General features: G+C 63.4%; 12 protein-coding genes and 1 pseudogene. 10 read left to right on the forward strand and 3 right to left on the reverse strand.

Annotation, left to right across the window (positions count from 1 at the left end; translation table 11 throughout):
* Positions 1-274: 274 nt before the first annotated feature.
* A complete protein-coding gene (locus LMG28727_RS33490) occupies positions 275-730 on the forward strand; it encodes an antitoxin Xre/MbcA/ParS toxin-binding domain-containing protein (protein WP_201646591.1) in 456 nt (151 codons plus the stop codon).
* Positions 727-1,197: an RES family NAD+ phosphorylase gene (locus LMG28727_RS33495; protein WP_201646600.1), complete on the forward strand. Its 471-nt coding sequence runs from the start codon at positions 727-729 to the stop codon at positions 1,195-1,197. The genes LMG28727_RS33490 and LMG28727_RS33495 overlap by 4 nt, the downstream gene beginning before the upstream one ends.
* Before the next feature lie 328 nt (positions 1,198-1,525).
* On the opposite strand, the gene LMG28727_RS33500 is transcribed toward LMG28727_RS33495, so the two are convergent.
* Together LMG28727_RS33500 and LMG28727_RS33505 are read right to left on the reverse strand one after the other, a co-directional pair.
* On the reverse strand, positions 1,526-2,539 hold the full coding sequence (locus tag LMG28727_RS33500; protein WP_201646592.1) for an alpha/beta hydrolase: 1,014 nt from the start codon (positions 2,537-2,539) through the stop codon (positions 1,526-1,528).
* Between the two features lie 69 nt (positions 2,540-2,608).
* The gene (locus tag LMG28727_RS33505) at positions 2,609-2,935 is read right to left on the reverse strand and encodes an EthD family reductase (RefSeq protein ID WP_201646593.1); all 327 of its coding nucleotides are present in this window, start codon (positions 2,933-2,935) and stop codon (positions 2,609-2,611) included.
* A gap of 154 nt (positions 2,936-3,089) precedes the next feature.
* Here LMG28727_RS33505 and LMG28727_RS33510 point away from each other — a divergent pair, with 154 nt between their 5' ends.
* From LMG28727_RS33510 to LMG28727_RS33545, 8 genes are all read left to right on the forward strand, one after another.
* Entirely contained in the window at positions 3,090-3,941 is an 852-nt protein-coding gene (locus LMG28727_RS33510) for a LysR family transcriptional regulator (RefSeq protein ID WP_201646601.1), read from the forward strand.
* 501 nt (positions 3,942-4,442) lie between these two features.
* Entirely contained in the window at positions 4,443-5,069 is a 627-nt protein-coding gene (locus tag LMG28727_RS33515) for a tyrosine-type recombinase/integrase (protein WP_201646594.1), read from the forward strand.
* A 693-nt stretch (positions 5,070-5,762) separates the two neighbouring features.
* Positions 5,763-6,212 (forward strand): SRPBCC family protein, encoded by a 450-nt coding sequence (locus tag LMG28727_RS33520; protein WP_201646595.1) that lies wholly within the window; start codon positions 5,763-5,765, stop codon positions 6,210-6,212.
* Positions 6,213-6,528: 316 nt separating this feature from the next.
* Positions 6,529-6,858, forward strand: coding sequence for an MFS transporter (locus tag LMG28727_RS33525; RefSeq protein ID WP_201646596.1), 330 nt, complete (start codon positions 6,529-6,531; stop codon positions 6,856-6,858).
* A 656-nt stretch (positions 6,859-7,514) separates the two neighbouring features.
* Complete coding sequence (locus tag LMG28727_RS33530; RefSeq protein ID WP_201646597.1) at positions 7,515-8,831, forward strand: autotransporter strand-loop-strand O-heptosyltransferase; 1,317 nt, start codon at positions 7,515-7,517, stop codon at positions 8,829-8,831.
* 110 nt (positions 8,832-8,941) lie between these two features.
* Positions 8,942-19,483, forward strand: a complete 10,542-nt coding sequence (locus LMG28727_RS33535) for an AIDA repeat-containing protein (RefSeq protein WP_201646598.1) — start codon at positions 8,942-8,944, stop codon at positions 19,481-19,483.
* A 174-nt stretch (positions 19,484-19,657) separates the two neighbouring features.
* Entirely contained in the window at positions 19,658-19,999 is a 342-nt protein-coding gene (locus LMG28727_RS33540) for a hypothetical protein (protein ID WP_201646599.1), read from the forward strand.
* 218 nt (positions 20,000-20,217) lie between these two features.
* The gene (locus LMG28727_RS33545; RefSeq protein WP_236592565.1) at positions 20,218-20,601 is read left to right on the forward strand and encodes a transposase; all 384 of its coding nucleotides are present in this window, start codon (positions 20,218-20,220) and stop codon (positions 20,599-20,601) included.
* Positions 20,602-20,843: 242 nt separating this feature from the next.
* Here the strand turns inward: LMG28727_RS33545 and LMG28727_RS34460 are convergent.
* A pseudogene (locus tag LMG28727_RS34460) lies at positions 20,844-20,953 on the reverse strand (MBL fold metallo-hydrolase); the annotation flags it as partial.

Below are 20,953 nucleotides of genomic sequence, written 5' to 3' on the forward strand. Positions count from 1 at the left end.
CGCGGTAAAGTGCAGCGCCATCAGCCGGCCCGTTGCATCGTCGATGAACACCAGCAGCGTGCAGGCGGGCGCCCGTTCCTCGAACCACCGGTGATCACTGCCGTCGATCTGTTCGCCCAGGGGTGCGGCCCGAGCGCACCGTCTTCCCGCCGCCGGGACTCTCGACCGGCTGTCCTGTAGAGCCAGGTACGACGATGTCCGGTCCCGCCCGTAGACGCACCCACGGATCGGCAAAACGCCTATAATGTATGGGCATATTGCCGAAGGAGGCCCCATGACAATCGTTTCGTTTAAACCAACCGGCGCGGCCGATCCGCGACGGGCCGAGTTCGCCATGCTGGAGCAACTGCTCGACGCCCGGGTTCAGTCCGGTGCAGATCTCGCGGAGATAGCGAGCGCCCGTGTGAACGTTACCGTGCTCGACCGGCTGTCCGAGCGTGGCCTTAAGGTCGACGAACTCTCGTTCATCATCCCGCGACGCACGCTGACCCATCGGCGCCAGCACAACGAGCGACTATCAATTGACGAGTCCGACAAGGCGATCCGGCTCGCGAAGATTCTCGCCCAAACCACGTCGACCTTCGGTGAGCCGGAAAAAGCAATGGCCTGGCTCAGGAACGGCCAGACGCGCTTTGGTGGAAAGTCGGCTCTCGATATGGCCAGCACCGAGCATGGCGCACGTCTCGTCGAGGAAGCCCTTGTCCAGATCGACGAAGGTTACTTCGCCTGATGATCCTCTGGAGAATAAGCAACTATGCCGACCTGAGAGGTATCGGTGGGCTCCGCGCGCCGGGGCGATGGCACTTCGCCGGACAACCCATCGTTTACCTGGCCGAGCACCCGGCGCTGGCGCTCCTTAAGATTCTTGTCCACATGGAGATCGCCAGCGTCGGCCAGTTGCCTGACGGCTATCAGCTGTTGCGCGTAGATGTCGGCGACGACGTTCCAGTCGCTGAGATCGCGGACGCTGATGTCCCGGACGACTGGCGGCAAAATCCCGACTGGTCACGCGGCGCGGGCACGGAGTGGCTGCAGACCGAAACGAGCGCCGTGTTGAAGGTGCCGAGCGCGGTCGTTCCCTTCGCCCACAACTTCCTGTTCAATCCAGCCCATCCAGCTGCCGACACGGTGCGCATTGTCGACACACACCATGTAAAGCACGACGACCGCATCCTTAAACTTCTGACTCGGGGCTGAGTGGATCGCGTGGAACCGGGCCGTCCAGCATCCCGATCCAGACTGGGTTTCGGCGCTTGAGTTGTCAGGACTATCGCCGGCTCGAACGAAATGGATTTGTCAGTTCACCTCGGCGGAGCGGGTTTCGATTCTAGGCGGGGGATGTTGCCGGGTAGAGCGAACGGCTCTTGTCGACCTAGGTTGTGTAAAAACGCGGCGCGGGCGCTCCGACGACTTTTCACGCGAGCAATTGCAGCCGTCACCACCAGCTGGTCCCCTCGCGCCGCTACCGCCTGCGCGAGGTGTTGGCCCAGTCCGCTGGAGCAGCCGGTAATCAACCAGGTCTTTTTCACGATTGTCCTTGCGCCTGCTTCGCTGCTTCCGTGTGTTCGATGAGCCAGTTCAACACCGGCGCCAGCGCTTCATCGGAGTTCTTCTCGTAGATGAGCCCGTGGCCATTGCCGAACACGCCATGATCAGGAAGATGCAGCACTTCGGCGTGGCTGCCCGCCGCCTTGAGTTGCTCGATCGCGGGACGGCTGGCAGCGGCGAACGCGGAGGCCTCGGCCGTGACGGCGACGATCGGCAAACCGGCGAGCGCAGGCAGCCGATGCGTACCCGGCGCGGCCGCGCGCAGTTCGTCGGGCGACGCGACCGGCGGCTCCCAGCTCAGCGGCGCCGCCGCGAGGCCCCATGTCAGCGACCCGATATTGGGAATCTCCGCGAAAGGAGGGCCCATCGGCTCGACGGCGACGATCGCCTTCACAAGTCCTGGCCGACGATCAGCCACCAACCAGCCGACCGGCCCCGACGCCGAATGCGTCAGCAGGATCGCCGGACCAATCCTGTCCAGCAGCTTTGCGATCCGGTCCGCCTCCATGTCTTCGGAAAACGCGAGGTCGGCGGGAATCGGACCATAGCCTGCGATGAACTCGTCCATCGCGGCTTCGTCATCCCGGGCAAAGGGCCATTGAGTGTGCTGACCTTCGTATTCGGCCGGGAAGTAGATATGGCGGCCGTGTTCGTAGGAAAACGCCGGGCCCATCGGCCCCATCGTCTCGACGTGAAAGGGTGAGCGTCCTTGCCCTGGACGGTCGGCAACGAGAACCGCATAGCCCGCTTCCACGAGGCGCTGAGCCCAGCCGGGCCGGCCATCCGGCGTGTCGAACCACTCGGTTCCCTGATAGCCGCCTCCATGCAGAAGCACGATCGGCCACGGACGAGTCACCTGTTCCGGCGCTTCCCACTCGACAAAGAGCGGACCGCATTGGTAGGTCTCCCCGTCTCGTTTGATCCGGTCACCGGCAATCCACATGTGTCCGCGACGCACGGTGCGGGGGGCAGCATTTTTCCAGAAGGCCATGGTCATTCTCCTGTCTCTAGCGTGAGTAACGTGAGGGGTATGCGGCGCGCGAGTCGTGCATCGATCCGCTCAGAGCCGGGCGACGCACAAGCGCGTTGGGGAAATATCGGTAAAGGTCGGAACGTCGGCCATGACTTCCGCGGCTTGCGGAGATCCGAAGGCGGCTTCAACCGCCGCCTCGTCGCGGAAACGGCATTCGCATATCACGAGGGTGCCCACGCGGGCGTTCACATCCGTCAGCGCCGGAAAGAAAGCCGCGACATGCTCCAGACCGTAGCGTCGCCATGCCTGCATCACGAGCGGCAGGTGATGTTCGATGTAATAACTCCGGTCGAAGCGATCGTTGGGCGCGCCCTTATAGATGACGTACACCGTTGATGATGCGATGCGAGACATGACGATCTCCGTTCCGGCCGTTGTTTTGATCGGCCTCGCAAAACTACTCGCGAGGGCCTTGCGACATGCGACGGATCGAAGTCTCGCAAATTCATTTATGTTCGACAATTCACTATAATGCACAGCTTCCGTTCATTTTTGTGGGTAGATGAATATGGAGTGGAGCGACGTCAGGATCTTTCTCGCGGTCGCGCGCACCGGAACGCTCGGTGCCGCCGCACGCGCGCTGCAGCTTAGTCATCCGACCATCGGGCGACGGCTTCGCGCGCTCGAAGAGGCCACGGGGCAAATGCTGTTTCAGCGAACCGCGGACGGTTTCGTTCTGACCGGGGAAGGCACCGCGATCCTGCCGCTCGCCGAGCAGATGGAAGAGAGTGCGTTGACGATGGAGCGCAGGCTGACCGGCGAGCAACAGAAGCTGGAAGGAACCCTCAAGGTGTCGTCGGCCGACTGGTTTGGCGCTTATGTGCTACCACCCGTGATCGCCGCATTTTCGAGCACGTATCCGCTTGTTGGAATCGAGGTCCTGACGGGAACACGCCTGTTCAATCTCGCACAGCGTGAAGCGGACGTCGCTTTCCGCATTGTTCCGTTCAACGGGACCGATATCGTGCAACGACGGCTGACCCGGATGCACTACGGGGTCTACGTGGCCACAACAAGTGCCGACCCTGTGGAAAGTGACGGCACGGGGCACCGCTTGATCGCGATGGATACGTCGACCGGCGGCTTTCCGGATATCGACTGGCTAAAAAATCGCTTCCCCAACTCGGGTCTCGTATTGCAGTCGAATAACCGCAATGTCCAGGCGCAGATGTGCGGGCGAGGTTTGGGCATTGCTGTTTTACCGCGACCTGTCGGAGATCAGCTCGGCACCATTCGCAGGCTCGATCTGAGCGACGAGCCGCCGAGTCGGGAGATCTGGATGGGCTACCATCGCGATCTCAGGCGGCTGCATCGATTACGAGCTTTTGTGGAACTCGCGGTTAAACATCTGGCAGATTAGTCGATGGGCGCGATTAATATCGAACTGTAGCGGCTCACCCGCCGGTTGATACCGGCCTTTTAGACCGTTGCTCTCAGCGGGTGTGACGGGCCACATGCGGGCCGTAATCGTAACGGCCAGGATGGATCGATCGCCTGAGGCAGCGCGGATTTCGTCACGGCCGAAAGGATTCGCGGGGAAATCGAGCGTTAATCTGCCTGACTGGCGTAGCTTTCGGATGGTTCACCGGGTGTCGCGAGCCGGCCCCTCGTTAAACCTCTGTGGCGGCAGCTATCAGGCAATCAACAGCCGTTCGACTGTCCGCTCCGATCGACGCGCGAAAGGCGGTTCATGGCCGATCGGGTTAGGTCGCCAACGGCCGCTTAGCGGCATTCCAAGTCGCAAAACATGAATTTTTCTGACTGACAGGTTCGCAGAAAGTTATCTGTCCGCTGTGGGTCGGGCAGCGTCCCTCCACGATCGGCGCAGACTGATTCTCCTACCGTTGAAAGGAGAAAAGCTGTGGAAACGATTGATGTTGTTAGCACGCGCCGCGTGCCGTGGAACAAGGGCAAACTGACGGGTCAGAAGCCGCCGCTGAAACTCAAGGAAATCTGGGCAATTCGTATCCGCTTCCAGCTAGCGGCAAAGACTCGGGAGCTCGCCATGCTCAACCTCGCGATCGACAGCAAACTTCGAGCGTGCGATCTCACAAAATTGCGAGTGTCCGATATCTGTCTTGGCTCTCGGGTGGCGCCCCGGGCAACCGTTATGCAGCAGAAGTCTCAGCGGCCGGTTCAGTTCGAAATCACTGAGCAGACTCGCGCAAGCGCTGAAGCGTGGATCCGAGCGGCGGGACTTTCGTCGGGCGACTATCTGTTCCCGAGCAGGATCCACGGCTCGCCGCATCTCTCGACGCGTCAGTACGCGCGACTGGTCCATCGCTGGATCGGATCGATTGGGCTCGACGATACGGCTTACGGAACGCATACGATACGGCGAACAAAGGCGTCTCTTATATATCGGCGCACCAAGAATTTGCGGGCGGTTCAACTGCTGCTAGGGCACATCAAGCTCGAAAGCACCGTACGGTATCTCGGCATCGAGGTCGACGATGCACTTGAGATGGCGGAACAGACCGAGGTGTGAAGGCAGAACGCCGGGCAACGATGGGACGCTGTCCGGCCATAAGCTGCCGGTCGGGGTCGTCGTCCAGTTTGGTTCGACGAGGTCTCGTTCGCCCTCACTCAATGGCCGGTCTCCGGAGAGCAATTTGAGGAGGGCACTGCCTCAACCGGGCCAGGAGGAGCCGGTAATCGGGCGCGTTACTCAGCATTTAGATGGCGGCTCGTCGTCGGATAGCAGACCGTCACATCATCGCTAACTGGGCTGCTTGTTAAAGTGGCACCACTTACTGCCGCTATGTTCGCTAGCGGTTTTTGTGTCACCGGTACGGCTTCGTTGACGGCCGGGCAGCGTTTTAGACTTTGCAGGTAGAAATATGGCGTATCGATGTTCGGTGTCGCGATGTCTTGTGGGCCGCCGACGACTTGCCCCACTGGTGTCGCTCCCTGCTTAGTGGACACCTCACTGACAGCGGACTGGACGCAGGCGCGAGACCTGTGGCGGACACAGTGTTTGGCTCAATGGTAAACCACGGACCTCCCGGGGGTAACCAGCGATTTGACTCGGAGTGCTGGCGAGTCCGGTGTTGTGAGGGTCGATCCGGCAACTGTTGCGCGGACCATTGCTCCACTTATCCAGTGTGTAATCGCACTACTTTGCGATCCAGACTACGACCACCGCGCCAACTTATCATCTGGGAAAACGGAGGTGTTATCCATGGCGCGCCGACTGCACGTCAGCGACCGGATCGTCGTCGACGCTCCGGTCGATCAGGCCTTCATGTTTTTTACGCCGGCGGGCGAGGAGTTGTGGCTCGACGGCCGGAAGCCGACCTACGTTCACCCCACCGATGGCCGCACCGATCCAGGGATGGTGTTCCTGACGGGCCACGGCGACGAATTGACGGACTTCGACCGCAATGCGAATCGATCGCGCTATGTTCGTTCGACACTTGCCTCGCGCATCAGTCTCGTCGAGGTGCATTGCGCCGCACTCGACGAGGTACGCACCGAGGTCGAAGTCAGCTACACGCTAACCGCACTGAACGCCGCGCGCGAAACGGCGCTCGAAGATTTCGAGGGTCAGCCATTCACTTCGATGATTGACGACTGGGCACGCAGGATCGCAGCGTGTCGGGAAGTGCTGCTCGTTGCTTCAATCCGCTGAGCTTTGCTGCTTTTCGCATCGGCTGCTTGCAGCACAACGGCTACGTATCCGGTCAAACCGAATCAGGAACGTTCGCAGACGGTGTCTGTTCGGCCATTAAGAATGTCAAATTACCCATAGCGCAATGGCGAAATTTGGGCACAAAAGCCGATCCAGCACGCCAGATGCGAGCCCCTAACGTGCGTCTCTATCCCTTAGGACTGTCTCCCGTGCGCTTCCACGAGCGGAACAGATCGAGCAGCACGGCGTGGTGCGGCCATCAACACGTCATTGGAGTACACATTCCTAGTGATCATGGCTGGATTTTTTCACGAAGGTGATCGGCCTGACGCGGGAGGATTGTTTGCATCTGCTGTCAACCATCGTCCTACGCAACATCGTCTTTAATCCTGCGTCGGGAATGGTCGCGGTCCGGATTGGCCATCGTCGAGTGATCGGCTTTGCAGAGGGAGCCGGCCCGGCCATTACCGCGCCGCTGATGTACAAGATGCCGCTTCTTTTCAAAAGCCACTCTGCGATGATGGCGCCGTTCGGCGTGCTTTACGGCACCACGCTCGCCTCTTTCGTTCCGCTCTCTGCTCTGGTCCCGAAACTGTGTTCGAAAGAGAAGGGGCCCGCGCTGTGGATTCTAGGTTTGTCGACGTGAACGCCTCCCTTTGTGCGAGGTTGTCGAGACATTAACAAACAGGATGGTGCATCTCTGGCAGGCGATTGAAATATCCGTTTGCAAACGCACGCCCGCTCATGGTCATTGGTAAGAACTGGCGTGCGGCAATGTTCCGAGCGAAATGACGGCGACCCGTACCGCTGAATCAAGAGGATATATTTTTCCCTAGAATACGCCATTTGGTAACCAGAGTAATCCGCGCAAATGTTTTCGTATTATGAATGCGATCGGAAGATCTTCCCGACTCGATAATAAAAACAACTCAAGCATTGAACGCCGCCTGAGTGATTGCGGCGCTGGAATTTTTTAGTCAGCGATGCGGTGGTGGCCGCCCTGCGGTCGTCAGGCAGTCGTTTTATTCGGCCCTAAATAAAAATTTTACAATCTACCCCTAAAGTATTGGGCGCGCCTGCCGATCACGCGCACGATATCGCAGCCAGATTATTTACAGTTGTCGATAAATCGCCACAAAGGTCTCGAAATAGAAATGTAAGTGTTTGCCACATGGGTGAAAATCAAGAAACGTTTTGATTAACTCATTTAAGGCTTTATTACCGGATAGGAAATATTTAGTAATCCGGGCGCCGCTGATGATTTAGTGGCGCGGGCTTTATCCCAAGTTTGCGATCTCTTCCATGACTGCTTCGGTTCCTCACGAAATTCTTGCTGTTCCATCAAGTGACGCGACACCGTCACCGGATGAGCCTCTCGCCACCCAAGCGGTTGCTCAACCATTCACCCGGCTCGTTTCGACCAATGGCACGTCGAAGCCGCCGTTCCCGCCACCGGCCAACGTGCCGACACAGGCGGCGGTGGCTGGCGTGCGCTTCGATTTCAACGACGGATGCCGGGTCGTGCTGCCCGAAGGGGACTGGCATGTCCGCCTGCGCGACATCGAAACAGGCAATGTTCTATTCGAGACCGACATCGGCTCGGGAGTCGTCGCAAGCGGCAAAAAATATTTTGTGCCATTCGAACTGGAAATCCGGCAGCGCGGCAGGAAGGCTGACGCGGCTTTCGTTCACACGTACAACGCGAAGGATCGCGAAGTCCTCATTCAGTTTCCGGTCGGTACGCTCGGCGATCTGATGGGCTGGTTTCCTTATGCAGTGAAGTTTCAGCGCAAGCACGGCTGCAAACTGACCTGCGCGATGTCGGCGCTGATTGCTCCATTGTTTCGCAGGGCTTATCCCGAGATCGAATTCGTCACGCACGAGGAGGTCGACGTTGCGCGCTATTACGCGACCTACAACATCGGCCTGTTTTTCAACGACGAAGGGAATGTGCTTCAGCCGGTCGACTTCCGGCATGTCGGTTTGCACCGGACAGCGGGCCACATTCTCGGCGTCGATCCCGAAGAATTGGCGCCCGAGATCGTTCTCAAGGACGAAAGCCGGCCGATTCCCGAGCGCTATGTCTGCATCGCGGTGCAAAGCTCCACGCAATGCAAATACTGGAATCACCCGACCGGATGGCGTGAAATCGTCACGTTCCTGAAGGCACAGGGTTATCGCGTGATCTGTATCGATCAGAAGGCGACTCACGGGTCTGGGCTCGTGTGGAACCACATTCCGCACGGCGCGGAAGATCAGACCGGCGACAAGCCGCTGGAAGAACGTGCCCGCTGGCTGCGTCACGCGGATTTTTTCATTGGCCTGTCAAGCGGGCTGGCCTGGCTCGCGTGGGCCTGCCGCACGCCGGTCGTCATGATCAGCGGTTTCACAGCGGAGAACAACGAGTTCGCCACGCCGTATCGCGTCATCAATTACCACGCCTGTAACGGCTGCTGGAACGACGTGCGGCACCGCTTCGATCACCAGGATTTCTTCTGGTGTCCGCGTCACAAGGACACGCCGCGGCAGTTCGAATGCACGCGGCTGATCACGCCCGAGCAGGTGAAACGCACGCTGCGTCGCATTCCTGGTTTCAGTGAAGTGGTACAGGCAGCCTGAGACCTGCTTGCCCAACTTTGCCGTTCGTCAAAAAAACACGCCCACGCGTCGAGACCCGTTTCCGTCGTGCGTCATGCACGGCGGAACGCTACTAATACTATCGCACCACTATGAAGCCCATTAATTTTCGCCGGAAGTTCTGCCAGCACATTTTCGGCAACCGTCGACGCGGCCTGTCGCGGCTGCTTTCGGGATTGCTGACCTTCGTCGGTGTTCATGCCGGTTTGTCGACGCCGGCGCTTGCTGTCCCGCTGCCTCAGACATTTACGCCGAGCGTGACGAGCGGCATTACGGTCAGTTCGGAGTCCATCGACGGTCCCGGCGCTCAGGTCGTCACAACCGGAGGCACCGCGATTCAAACAGAATTGAGCCTGGGCGGCGCGCAGGAGGTGTTGGGCGGCCTCACCAGCGGCACGATCGTGAACGGCGGAGGTGAGCAGGACGTACTGGCCGGAAGCGTGGCGCGGCAGACCATCGTAGACAGCGGCGGTGTGCAGAGTGTGCAGGCGTCCGGCGTCGCCAGTAGTACGTCGATCAATAGCGGCGGCGTGCAAAACGTTCTTGCCGGCGGTTCCGCGTTTGTGACGGTGAACAGCGGCGGGACGCAGAACGTAGCAGGCTCTGCGACCTCGACAACCTTGAGCGCCGGCGGCGTGCAAACCGTGCAGGCCGGTGGCTCGGCGATCGTGACCGCGGTGAGCAGCGGCGGGACGCAGAACGTAGCGGGTCTCGCGACATCGGCTACACTAACCGATGGCGGCGTGCAGACCGTCCAGTCGGGCGGCACGGCGCGTGTCACGGCGGTCAGTAGCGGTGGTACGCAAAACGTGCTGGCGGGCGGTGTCGCCAGTGCGTCGACCGTGAATAGCGGCGGTGTGCTGAACGTTTCTTCAGGCGGCGTCGCGAGCGGCACGATCGTGAGCAGCGGCGGCACGCAGGACGTGCTGGCGGGCGGCTCCGCGTTCACCACCAGCGTCAGGAGCGGCGGCACGCAAGACGTTGGGGCGGGCGGCTATGCGAGCGGCACAACGGTGTCGTCGGGCGGCACCGCGCGGCTCGAAGCCGGTGCGACAGCGCTCGGCGTCACGCTAACGTCCGGTTCGATGCTGTCTGCGACGACCTCCGGCACTATCGCCGGGACCAATGCCGACGGAACGGCGTTCGTCGTCTCCGCGAACATCGCGGACGGCGAGCATCTGACGAGCGGCAGTCAGTTAACGGTGCTCGCGGGTGGCTCGGGACGCAACCTGGTGGTCAGCGCGGGCGCGACCGAATTGGTGAACTCGGGCGGCCTCGGCGTGACGAACACGATCAAAGGCGGCCTCGAAACGGTGCTGGCGGGCGGTTTGTCGACATCGGAGACGGTCACGAGCGGCGGTACGCAGAACGTTTTCGGTACGGCCAACGGCACGACGGTCACGAGCGGCTCGACGCAGAACGTGGAACTGGGTGGCCTTGTTAGCTCGACCACGCTTACGAGCGGCTCGGTCCAGAACCTCTACGGCGGCCAGGCGATTTCGGCCACGCTGAACAGCGGCACGACGCAGAACATCGACGGCGGCATCGGCGAGTTCACCTCTCTTGGCAGCGGTTCCTTGCAGACGGTGTCCGGTGGCGGACTGTCGTATTTTGCGACCGTCAATTCCGGCGCCAACGTGGTGATCGGGGAGGGCGGAACCGGAGAATTTGCCACCATCAACCGCGGCGGCTCCATGACGGTCAGCAGCGGCGGCGGCATTCTCGATACGGTCGTCAACAGTGGCGGCAACCTGACCGTGAGCGCGGGCGGCGGCTCGCTGGACACGGTGCTGAGCGGAACGCTTCCCTACTTTGCGACCCAAACCGTGCTTGGCGTGGAAAGCGGCACGTCGGTCGGCAACTACTCGACCGACACGGTGATGTCCGGTGGCGTAGCTAGCGCGACCAACGTCAGTGGCACCTATGCCACCCAGACCGTGTTGAGCGGCGCACAGACCATCGCCGCGACGGTGTCGAGCGGTGGCACGGTCCACGTGAATTCGGGGGCGACGGCGCTCTCCGGCACGGTTGCATCGGGCGGCACCTTCGAGGTCGACTCGGGCGCGACCGCGCTGCACCTCACCCAGGGCGAAAACGGCGGCCTCGTCGCCACGACCTCGTCAACGGTAAGCGGCACGAATACGCGTACCGACGGCACGGCGTTCACGATCGGTGACGGCGTTGCCTCACATACGCAGATTGTCGGCACCGGTCATCTGACCGTGCTGGGCGGCGGCCTCGGTATCGATGCAGTCTATTCGGCGGGCGGCGTCTTCGAGGTCGACGCGGCCGGCAGCGGGACCAACCTTGTGCAAGGCGCGGGCGGCCAGCTCGTCACGAACACGTCGGCGACCATTACCAACGCGACGACCGATACCGGCCGCACTTTCACGGTGTCGAACAACGTGGCGTCGGGCGTGCTGCTCGACGGCGGCGCGGCGAAACTCGAAGTCAACAGCGGTGGCTTTGCGAGCAACACCGTGATCTCGGCAGGTACGCTGCAAGTGGATACAGGCGGCTCGGCGACCACGGTCGTGCAGGACGCGGGCGCCGCGCTGATCACCACGACGTCGGCGGTGATCACGGATGCGGTCCACGGGAGCACGTCGTTCAACGTATCGAATAACGTCGCGTCGAACCTGCTGCTCGAAAACGGCGGCAGCCTGACCGTGCTCAACGGCGGCTCGGCGGTGCAGAGCGAAGTCGGCGGCAACGGCAACATCACGATCAACAACGGCGGCCTGGCGACGTCGACGAGCGTGGCCTCGAACGGACGGGTCGAGGTCGACGCAGGCGGCATGGCCGATACGCTCCATGTCGATTCGGGCGGTGCGCTCGTGACCAACACGTCGGCCACGATTACCAACGCAACCAACGCGTTGAGCAGCTTCTCGGTCAGCGGCAACGTGGCATCGGGCCTGATCCTCGAAAACGGTGGGGCACTGACGGTGCTGGACGGCGGCACGGCGAGCGGTTCGACCGTGAACTACTACGGCGAGATCGTCCTGTCGGGCGGCGTTGCACAGGACGTGACGGTCAACAGTCTCGGCACCGCGGTCGTCTCCGGCGGCACGCTGAACAACGCAACGCTGAACGGCGACGCGGAACTCGAAACGGTGGGCGGCACGACGAATAATACGGTTGCCAACTCCGGCTCGCAGGTCGACCTCTACGGCGGCGTCACCAACGGCACGCAACTCGGCTCGGGTGCGCGTGAGTACGTCTGGGCCGGAACCGCGAGCGGCACCACGGTGATGGCGGGTGCGGCCGAATATGTGGAAGGCGGCACGACGAGCGGCACGGTGATCAGCGGCGGTACACAGATCGTCGACTACGGCACGACCAGCAACACCGACTTCCAGAGCGGCACGCTGACGATCAACGGCGGTGTCGCTTCAGGCACCTCGGCGGCCAGCGGAACGACCATCAACGTGACCGGCGGCGCGACGCAAGGCACGATCCTCGCGGCGGGCGCGAACGAAAACGTGCAGGGCGGTTCGGCATCGGGCACCCAGATCGGCGACGGCGCCACGCAAACAATCGGGGTCTACGCCACGGCATCCGGCACACAGGTGCAGGCGGGCGGCGCGGAAAACGTCAGCGGTTCAAGCATCGGAGCAGTCGTGTCGGCTGGCGGCAGCCAGACCGTCACCGGCGTGCTGGCCAGCACGACCTCCGCGACGGTGCTCGCAGGCGGCACGGTCAACGTGGCCGGCAGCGCAACCGCCAACGACACCAACGTGAGCGGCGGTACCCTCAACATTTCCGCTGGCAGCGTGGCGTCCGGTACCTCGGTGGTATCGGGCGGCACGCTGTCGCTGCTCGCGGGTGCTGTCGGCTCCAGTACTGAAGTGGGCAGCGGCGGCACCGAAACCGTTTCGGCGGGTGCTCAGGCGCTCTACGACAACGTGGACGGCGGCACCCAGCAGATCCAGTCCGGCGCCATCGCGAACTATACGACGGTCAGCAGCGGCGGCCAGCAGGTCGTTTCCGCGGGCGGCACTGCCACGGGGACGACGATTGGCGCGGACGGTCTGCAAACCCTGAGCGGCGGCACGGCAACCCTCACGACCGTCGACGGCGGTATCCAGTCGATCGAAGCAGGCGGCAGCGCAGTCACGACTACGATCACCAGCGGCACGCAGAGCATCGACTCTGGTGGTGTTGCGCGCAACACCACACTCGACGGCGGCAGCCAGCAGGTGAACAACGGCGGCTCGGCGACTCTTACGACAGTGAATGCCGGGGCCACGCAAAGCGTCGCGTCGGGCGGTTCGGTGTCCGGCGTCACGGTGAACTCGGGCGGCGACCTGACCATCGTCGCGGGCGGTTCGGCGCTCGGCGTCGTTCAGGCGCAGGACGCGATCCTTCAGGCAGACACTGGCGCGCTGGCGTCCGGCCTGAACGCCGACGGCAGGAGCTTCCGCATCAGCGGCAACGTGGCGTCGAATGTGTCGGTGATGAACGGCGGTCAACTGACTGTGCTGGGCGGTGGTTCGTCCATCAATACGGATGTCGGCAGCTCGGGCCAGGAAACTGTGCAATCGGGCGGCGTCACGAGCGGCGCGCTGGTCGAGGCGTTTGGCTTGCAGTCGGTGGCCTCGGGCGCGAATGCGGTGTCGGCGAGTGTCGCAGGCGAGCAGGATGTCGACGGCACTGCGAGCGGCACGAATGTGCTGGCGGGCGGCAATCAATTTGTGAATGACGGCGGCACGGCGACTGGCACCACCGTCCAGTCCGCGGCTTCGATGACCGTGCAGAGCGGCGGCAGCGCCACAGGCACGGTCATTTCAGGTGGCACGCAAACCGTCGCTGCGGGTGGTTCGGCCACGGCGACCACGCTGTACAGCGGCGATCAACTGGTCGCCGGCAATGTGACGAACACGGCGATCAGCGGCGGCGAGCAGACCGTCAGCGCAGGCGCGACCGCGACCACCACGGACGTGTATGCGGGCGGCACGCAGAACGTGGCCGGCGGCTCGGCGACCGCGACGACGGTGCACGACGGCGGCACGCAAAACATCGGCGACGGTGGCTATGCAAGCGGGACGAACATCCAGGCGGGCGGTGCCGCCAATGTTCTGTCGGGCGGCACGATCGACACGGCTATCGTGAGCAGCGGCGCGAATTTGACGATCGGCAACAGCGGCCTGAGCATTTCCGCGATCGTTCAGACCGGCGGCACCCAGGCGATCACCTCGGGCGGCGTCGCCAGCGGCACCTGGCTTGCGACCGGCTCGCATCAGACCATCGACGCGGGCGGCAGCGCATTCGACACGTCGGTCGGCAGCGGAAGTTTGCTGGCGGTGAGCGCCGGTGCATCGGCATTGAATGTCAATCTGGTTTCGGGCGCGGCGATCGTCACCGATACGGCGGCGACGGTCAGCGGTACGAACGCCAACGGCCAGTTCTCGATTGAGAACAATCTCGCGAGCAACGTGCTGCTGGAAAACGGCGGCGTGCTGAACGTGTCGTCGAATGGCACGGCGAGTGATACGCAGGTCGCGTCGGGCGGAACGGAAACGATCGCCGGCGGCGGCACCGCGAACAGCACGACGGTATCGGACGGTGGGCAGGAAGTGGTGTCGTCGGGCGGTTACGCTAGCGCGACGAGCGTGTTGGCAGGTGGCTCGCAGACGGTCGAGTCTGGCGGCCTCACCAGCGCAGTCGTGTTGACCGGCGGCGCGCAATACGTGGCCGGCAGTGCGGCGGCGACCGAAGTCGGTGCGGCTTCGCTTCAGACCGTGGTGGATGGTGGCACCGCATCTGGCGCGATGATCGATTCGGGCGGCGTGCAGGATGTGGCGGGCGGCGTGACGAGCGGTACGCTGATTTCGTCGGGCGGTACGCAAAATGTCACTTCCGGCACGAGCTTCGACACCACGGTGAACGGCGGTGTGCAGAACGTGTCGGGCGATGCGGTGGCGAGCGGCACGGTAGTGTCGGCGGGATCGCAGCAGATCGCGGCGGGCGGCAGCGCCGTGGACACCGACGTGAAGTCCGGTGCGCAGCAGATCGTCTCGTCGGGCGGTTCCGCGCTGGGCGGCGAAATCCAGGGCAATGCGTCGCAACTCGTGCAGACGGGCGGCTTGGCCACCAACGCGACAATCGATGCAGGCGCATCGCAGACCGTGTCGGGCACGGCCATCGACACAGTGGTCTCGGGTACGCAGACGGTGTACGGCGTGGCGTCGAACACCAGTGTCGCAGGCGCGGATGCTCTGCAAACGGTGGAGGCGGGCGGCACAGCCAGCGGCGGCAGCGTGACGCTGGGCGGCAAGCAGACAGTCGCGGCAGGCGGCGAGGCCGACGGCACGACGGTCGGCGCGCTGGGCACGCAAACCGTGTCCGGTACGGCGAACGCCACGGTGATTTCCGGCGGCGTGCAGAACGTCGCGCTGGGTGGCACATCGATCAGCGCGACTATCGATGCAGGGACACAGAACGTCAGCGGTGTCGCAAGCGGCACGCTGGTTCTGGGCGGCGCCCAGAACGTGGTGGCAGGCGGCGTCGCGCAATCGAGTGTGCTGAGCGGTAGCGGTACGCAGGTCGTGCAGGCGTCGGGCGCGGCGTCGGGCACGCTGATCGAAACGGGCGGTGCGCAGAAGGTCGCCTCGGGCGGCTCGGCTACATCCAGCACGGTTACCTCGGGCGGCAAGCTTTCCGTGGTCGGCGGCGGCGTCGTGAACGGCGTCGATCAGCAAGCCGGCGCTGTCCTCATCGCCGATACGTCGGGCACGATCCTCAACGGCAGCAATACGTTCGGCGTGTTCTCGATCGACGACAACGTCGCGTCGGGAGTGCTGGTGGAAAACGGCGGCAAGTTCACCGTGTTGTCCGGCGGCAGCGCGTCTGGTGACCACGTCGGCAACGGTGGTCTCGAAACCGTGGCCACCGGCGGTACCGCGAGCGGGACGTCGGTCAGCGGCGGCACCCAGAGCGTGTTGGGAACGGCGCTCAATACGTCGGTCACGCTGGGCGGTCTGCAGACGGTCGCCGCGGGCGCCGAAGCGGACGGGACCACGGTCGACGGCGGCGGCACGGTCCAGGTGACGGGTGTCGCGAGCGGTACCCAGGTTGGCTTGGGCGGCCTGATTTCGGTCGGCGCGGGCGGTACGACCGCGACGACGCAAGTCGGCAACGGCGGCTCGTCCGTGGTCGGCTCGGCAGCGACGGCGACCGGCAGCATCGTGAATTCGGGCGGCGCGCAAACCGTGCAAGCAGGCGGTGCGGCGAGCGGCACGGTCATCAATCAGGGCGGTGTCGAAACAGTCGCGGCGGGCGGTGTGTCGACCGATGCGAATGTGACCAACGGCGGCGAGCAGCAGATTGCCTCCGGCGGGCTGGCCAACGGCACGGTGGTGTCCGGCGGCGGCCTGCAGACCGTTGAAGCGGGCGGTACGGCATCCGGAACTCAGGTGCTGTCGAGCGGTGTGCAGAATGTCGCGTCGGGCGGCACGGCAAGCGCGACGCTGGTCGCGGGCGGCGGGTTGCAAACGGTGCAAACGGGCGGCGAGGCGATCGACACGACCGTCGCGAGCGGCGGCGAGCAGGATGTCGCGTCGGGCGGCATTGCACAAGGCACCGTAGTCAGCGCGGGCGGTATCCAGCGCGTGTCGTCGGGCGGCAGCGCGGGCTCGGTGACGGTGGGCAGCGGCGGCGCGCAATACGTGTCGGGCGGCGGCTCGGCGACCGGCGTCACAGTCACGGCGGGCGGCTCGCAAACGGTGCTGTCGGGCGGCTCCGCAAGCGGAACGTCGGTGTCGAGCGGCGGCGACCAGACGGTCGCTTCGGGCGGCAATGCGACGGGCACGTCGGTATCGAGCGGCGGTAGCCAGACCGTATCGTCGGGCGGTAATGCAACCTCCACGACCGTCGCGGACGGCGGCAGTCAGACGGTTTCGTCGGGCGGTGCGACGAGCGGCACTCTGGTTCAGAGCGGTGGCGGAGTCACGGTGACCGGCGGCGGGGCGGCCGGTGGCGTGACGGTCGATAGCGGCGGCTCCGTGACGGTCACGAGCGCAGGCAGCGCAACGATCGACCAGAGTTCCGGCGCGGCGCTCGTCACGAACACGTCGGCAACCGTGAGCGGCACCAACGCGAGCGGCTCGTTCCAGGTGGCGAACAACGTTGCGTCGAACGTCCTGGTCGAAAACGGCGGGGTGTTTAGCGTGTTGTCCGGCGGTGTGGCGAACGGCACGCAGGTCGGCTCGGGCGGCGCGGAAATAGTGTCGTCGGGTGGCGTCGCGAACAGTTCGGTCGTTTCCGGCGGCACGCAAACCGTGTCGGCCGGCGGCTCGGCGGTCAGCGCCACGGTGAGCACAGGCGGTACGCAACAAGTCGACGCGGGGGCAAACGCGCTCGGCACAACGGTTTCGTCGGGTGGCACGCAGACGGTAGCGGGCGTGGCAAGCGGCACGAGCGTCAACGGCGGCACGCAGACGGTGTCGTCGGGCGGCGTCGCCCTGGACACGAGCGTGACCAGCGGTGGCCAGCAGACCGTCAACTCGGGTGGCGTCGCGGTCTCGACCACGCTCGAGACGAGCGGCACGCAGACGCTGACCTCGGGCGGCGTCGCCAGCGGCACGACGATCAACGGCGGCGGCACACAAAGCGTGCTCGCGGGCGGCACGGCGAACGACACGACGGTCAACGCGGGCGGTCTGCAATATGTCGACGGCGTGGTCGAAGGCTATGCGAACAACACAGTCGTCAATAGTGGCGGTGTACAGCAGGTGGCGTTCGGCGGCATGGCGACCAGCGCGACGGTCAATAGCGGCGGCTTGCAGGAAGTCCAGGCCGACGGCGTGGCGAACGAAACGCTGCTCGACGGCGGTACGCAGGTCGTGAGTTCCGGCGGTGCAGCCAATAACACGACGATCAACGCAGGCGGCGTGCAGGACGTGTTGTCTGGCAGCACGGTGACGACCACGACGGTCAACAGCGGGGGCACCCTGACCGGTGACGGCGACGTTGCCGGCGTGACAGTGTCGAGTGGCGGTCTGGTGTACAACCTGGGTAGCGCGAGTCAGGGCATCGTCGCCAACGGCGGCACGGTTCAGGTCGATACCGCCACGACGGCCGATGTCTTGATCAACGCAGGGGCGATTCTGGTGGGCAGCGGCACATTGACCGGCAACGCGTCGATCAACGCGGGCGGCTCGCTCGTCGCGACGACGCCGGGCAGCACGTTGAATATCAACGGCAGTCTGGCGTTCAACGACGGCTCGATGTACGTAGTCAGCGCAAACGCGGCAGGTGCGAGCGGCGGTGTGGCGGTAACCGGCAACGTGACGATTGCGTCGACGGGGACCAATGGCGGCGCGCAAGTGGTCGTGGACGCGGGCAGCGATGCTTCCGGCTGGAAGCCCAACACGACGTACAAGATCCTGAGCTACACCGGCACGCTCTCCGGAGCGTTCGCGGGTGTGTCGACGGACTTCGCTTACCTCACGCCGACGTTGACTTACGGCGCGCAGGAAGTCGATCTGACGCTCGGCATTACGTCGATGTTCTATCAGGGCGGCGCGTTCTCGGGCTTCGGCCTGGTGGGTCAGACGTCGAACCAGTTGCAGGTGGCGAGCGCGCTCAACCGCATTTACGCGGCAGGCGGCAACACGATCACCGAGAAGCTGCTGCTTGAAACGACCACGGGTGCACGCTCGGCACTCACCCAGATGGCCGGCGACGAAGCCGCTGGCGTGCTACGTGTCGCGCGTCAGAACACCGAAGCGCTTGGCAACGCAGCGGGCGACCGGATGACGGCAACGGGTATCGAACGGCCGTCGAACGATCTGTGGGCGTCGGTGCGTTACAGCCAGTCGCATACCTCAGGCGATGCGTCGATCGGCAGTTCGTCGGTCGCGGCCAAGACTAGTTCGCTGACGATCGGCTACGACCGTGAGGTGGTGCGCGATCTGCGAGTCGGCGTCGCTGTCGATGCCGACTACAACGACCTCGGTTTCGGCGAAGCGGGTGCGGGCGGTCATTCGAGCGGTTGGCAGGCGCTAGTTTACGGCGCATGGCAACCGGTGAACCAGCCGCTCTACGCGCGGGCCACGCTGGGCACCGGACGCTGGAGTAACAGCATCAACCGCACCGTGGCGTTCGACGGTCTTGCGGGCACGCCGCACGGCAGCTTCGGGACCAGCGCCACGACCGCGTATGCGGAAGGCGGCCTGAACTTGCGTCTGCGTGACGACATGGCGTTGCAACCGTATCTCGGCATGCGTGTCGGTCGCTACAACCAGGACGGTTTTGCCGAAAGCGGCGGCAACGTGTTCAACCTCGTGTATCAGGGCAGCGGGCAGGCCGCGACAACCGGCGTTGCAGGTGTGCGTTATCTGTTCACGCACAAGCACGACAACGGCACGGCCGACACATGGGAGATCGACGCGAACGCGCAGCAGCGTTTCGGCAGTCTCAATCAGACGTTGAACACGGCGTTCGCCAGTGCGCCGGGCGATGTCTACCAGGTGTCGGGCACGCCGCTCGCGCGCACCGTCGCGCACATGGGCACGGGTGGTACGTGGCAGATCGGCCGCCACGCTTCGGTATTCGCGCGCGTGTCGGCCGATCTCGGCAAGCACGAGCAGGAGTACAGCGGCGTTGCCGGTCTGAACTGGAAGTGGTGATCGTCGTCTGGTCGATCCGCGTGCTCGCCTGGCCGGCGGGCGCGCGGCGCCGCGGCGAAAGCGTTCGGGATGACCGCGCATATGTCATGCACTCTCCCGCCAGCCACCTCCGTCCTCGAACAATCGTCCCTGTGTGGGCCGGTGACACGATCGGGTCGGCAAAGCGTGGCTTGTGTGATGTCGCCAGCACTTGGCAATACGCTGATCCTGCTGGTGGTAGCGCACAATCTCTGGCGTGCGGACTGGCGTGTGCATGTTTATGGCGATCACGTGGATTCGCTTGCGGCATGGTTTCCGTATCTGACGGTGTCACCCGCGCTCGAACCGGAAGAAGCGGATACCGTACTCCACGATTACGCAGTCGTTTTGCAATTGCACGGAGACCGGCCACTGATGAATCTCGCCAACGGGCACCCTGGCTTTATCGATCTGCACGATGGCGAGTATGCGAAAAGTGCTTTGCCCATGGCACAACGATGCGCTGAATTCACAAAAGATTCATTTTGGTCTTGCTGATGCAGTGGCGTCCAATAGGATCAAGGCTCCGAAGCATCTGAGGTTTGGCCGGCAGGGCGCGCGAGTCGCCATGCATCCTGAAGCCAGCACCGACGACAAGCGCTGGCTTGCCGCCCGTTTTGTCGAGCTCTCGCGCCGCCTGAAGTCGCAAGGCGCCCCCGGTGTCACAATAGTTGTCGCCTCTGAATTTTCTTAAATTGAAGAGTCAGAGGTGCAGGTTGAAGGAAAAGCAAACGTATTCTGTCGAGTTCAAAGAGCAAGCGCGGTCGAAAGTCTTGCAGCGCGGAAGCCGCACCGTTGGATCGGTAGCCGACGAATTGAACATGAATTTACTGACATTAAGGAAGTGGATGAGAGGTAGCGCCGCTGTGAACCGGAACCCAGACTCCGGACGTGCCAAACGTCCAGAAGACTGGTCGCCGGAAGAACGGCTGCTGGCTTTGCGCGAGAGCCACGGCCTGGTCGACGAAGCACTGAACGCGTGGTGTCGTGAGCGGGGGCTGTTCGCTCATCATCTCACCCAGTGGCGGATGGACTTTTGCGCCGTCGGCGGGACCGGCGCTCGGCGTGAGAATGCCCCGGAAGTACGGGATCTGAAGTAAGACAATGTGCGATTGCAGCGCGAATTGAACCGCAAGGAGAAAGCGCTAGCGGAGGCGGCGGCGCTGTTGGTGCTGCAAAAAAAGTATCGTGCGTTGTTCGAGGGCGAGGCCGGATGACGGGCCTTGAAGAGCGCAAAACATTGATCGACCTGATCAGCGAGGCGACGCTGGCCGGGGCTCGCCAGGCGCCCGCGTGTGAGATGCTGGGGCTGAGCGCACGGACGGTTCAGCGTTGGCGAGGCGAATGCAATCGATACGTCTGGCCGTTCAATCTGGATGTGCGGGAAATGAACAATGTCTCCCCAAACGAGCAGGCCCTGATCAGGGGATTCGAAAAGATATCCGGAGTGTC

The sequence above is a fragment of the Paraburkholderia metrosideri genome, assembly GCF_904848625.1.
Taxonomy (GTDB): Bacteria; Pseudomonadota; Gammaproteobacteria; order Burkholderiales; family Burkholderiaceae; genus Paraburkholderia; species Paraburkholderia metrosideri.

Coding starts and splice junctions, on each gene's coding strand:
- LMG28727_RS33490 (WP_201646591.1), top strand. CDS start 275: ATGACAATCGTTTCGTTTAAACCAACCGGCGCGGCCGATCCGCGACGG.
- LMG28727_RS33500 (WP_201646592.1), bottom strand. CDS start 2,539: ATGGCCTTCTGGAAAAATGCTGCCCCCCGCACCGTGCGTCGCGGACAC.
- LMG28727_RS33505 (WP_201646593.1), bottom strand. CDS start 2,935: ATGTCTCGCATCGCATCATCAACGGTGTACGTCATCTATAAGGGCGCG.
- LMG28727_RS33510 (WP_201646601.1), top strand. CDS start 3,090: ATGGAGTGGAGCGACGTCAGGATCTTTCTCGCGGTCGCGCGCACCGGA.
- LMG28727_RS33520 (WP_201646595.1), top strand. CDS start 5,763: ATGGCGCGCCGACTGCACGTCAGCGACCGGATCGTCGTCGACGCTCCG.
- LMG28727_RS33530 (WP_201646597.1), top strand. CDS start 7,515: ATGACTGCTTCGGTTCCTCACGAAATTCTTGCTGTTCCATCAAGTGAC.
- LMG28727_RS33535 (WP_201646598.1), top strand. CDS start 8,942: ATGAAGCCCATTAATTTTCGCCGGAAGTTCTGCCAGCACATTTTCGGC.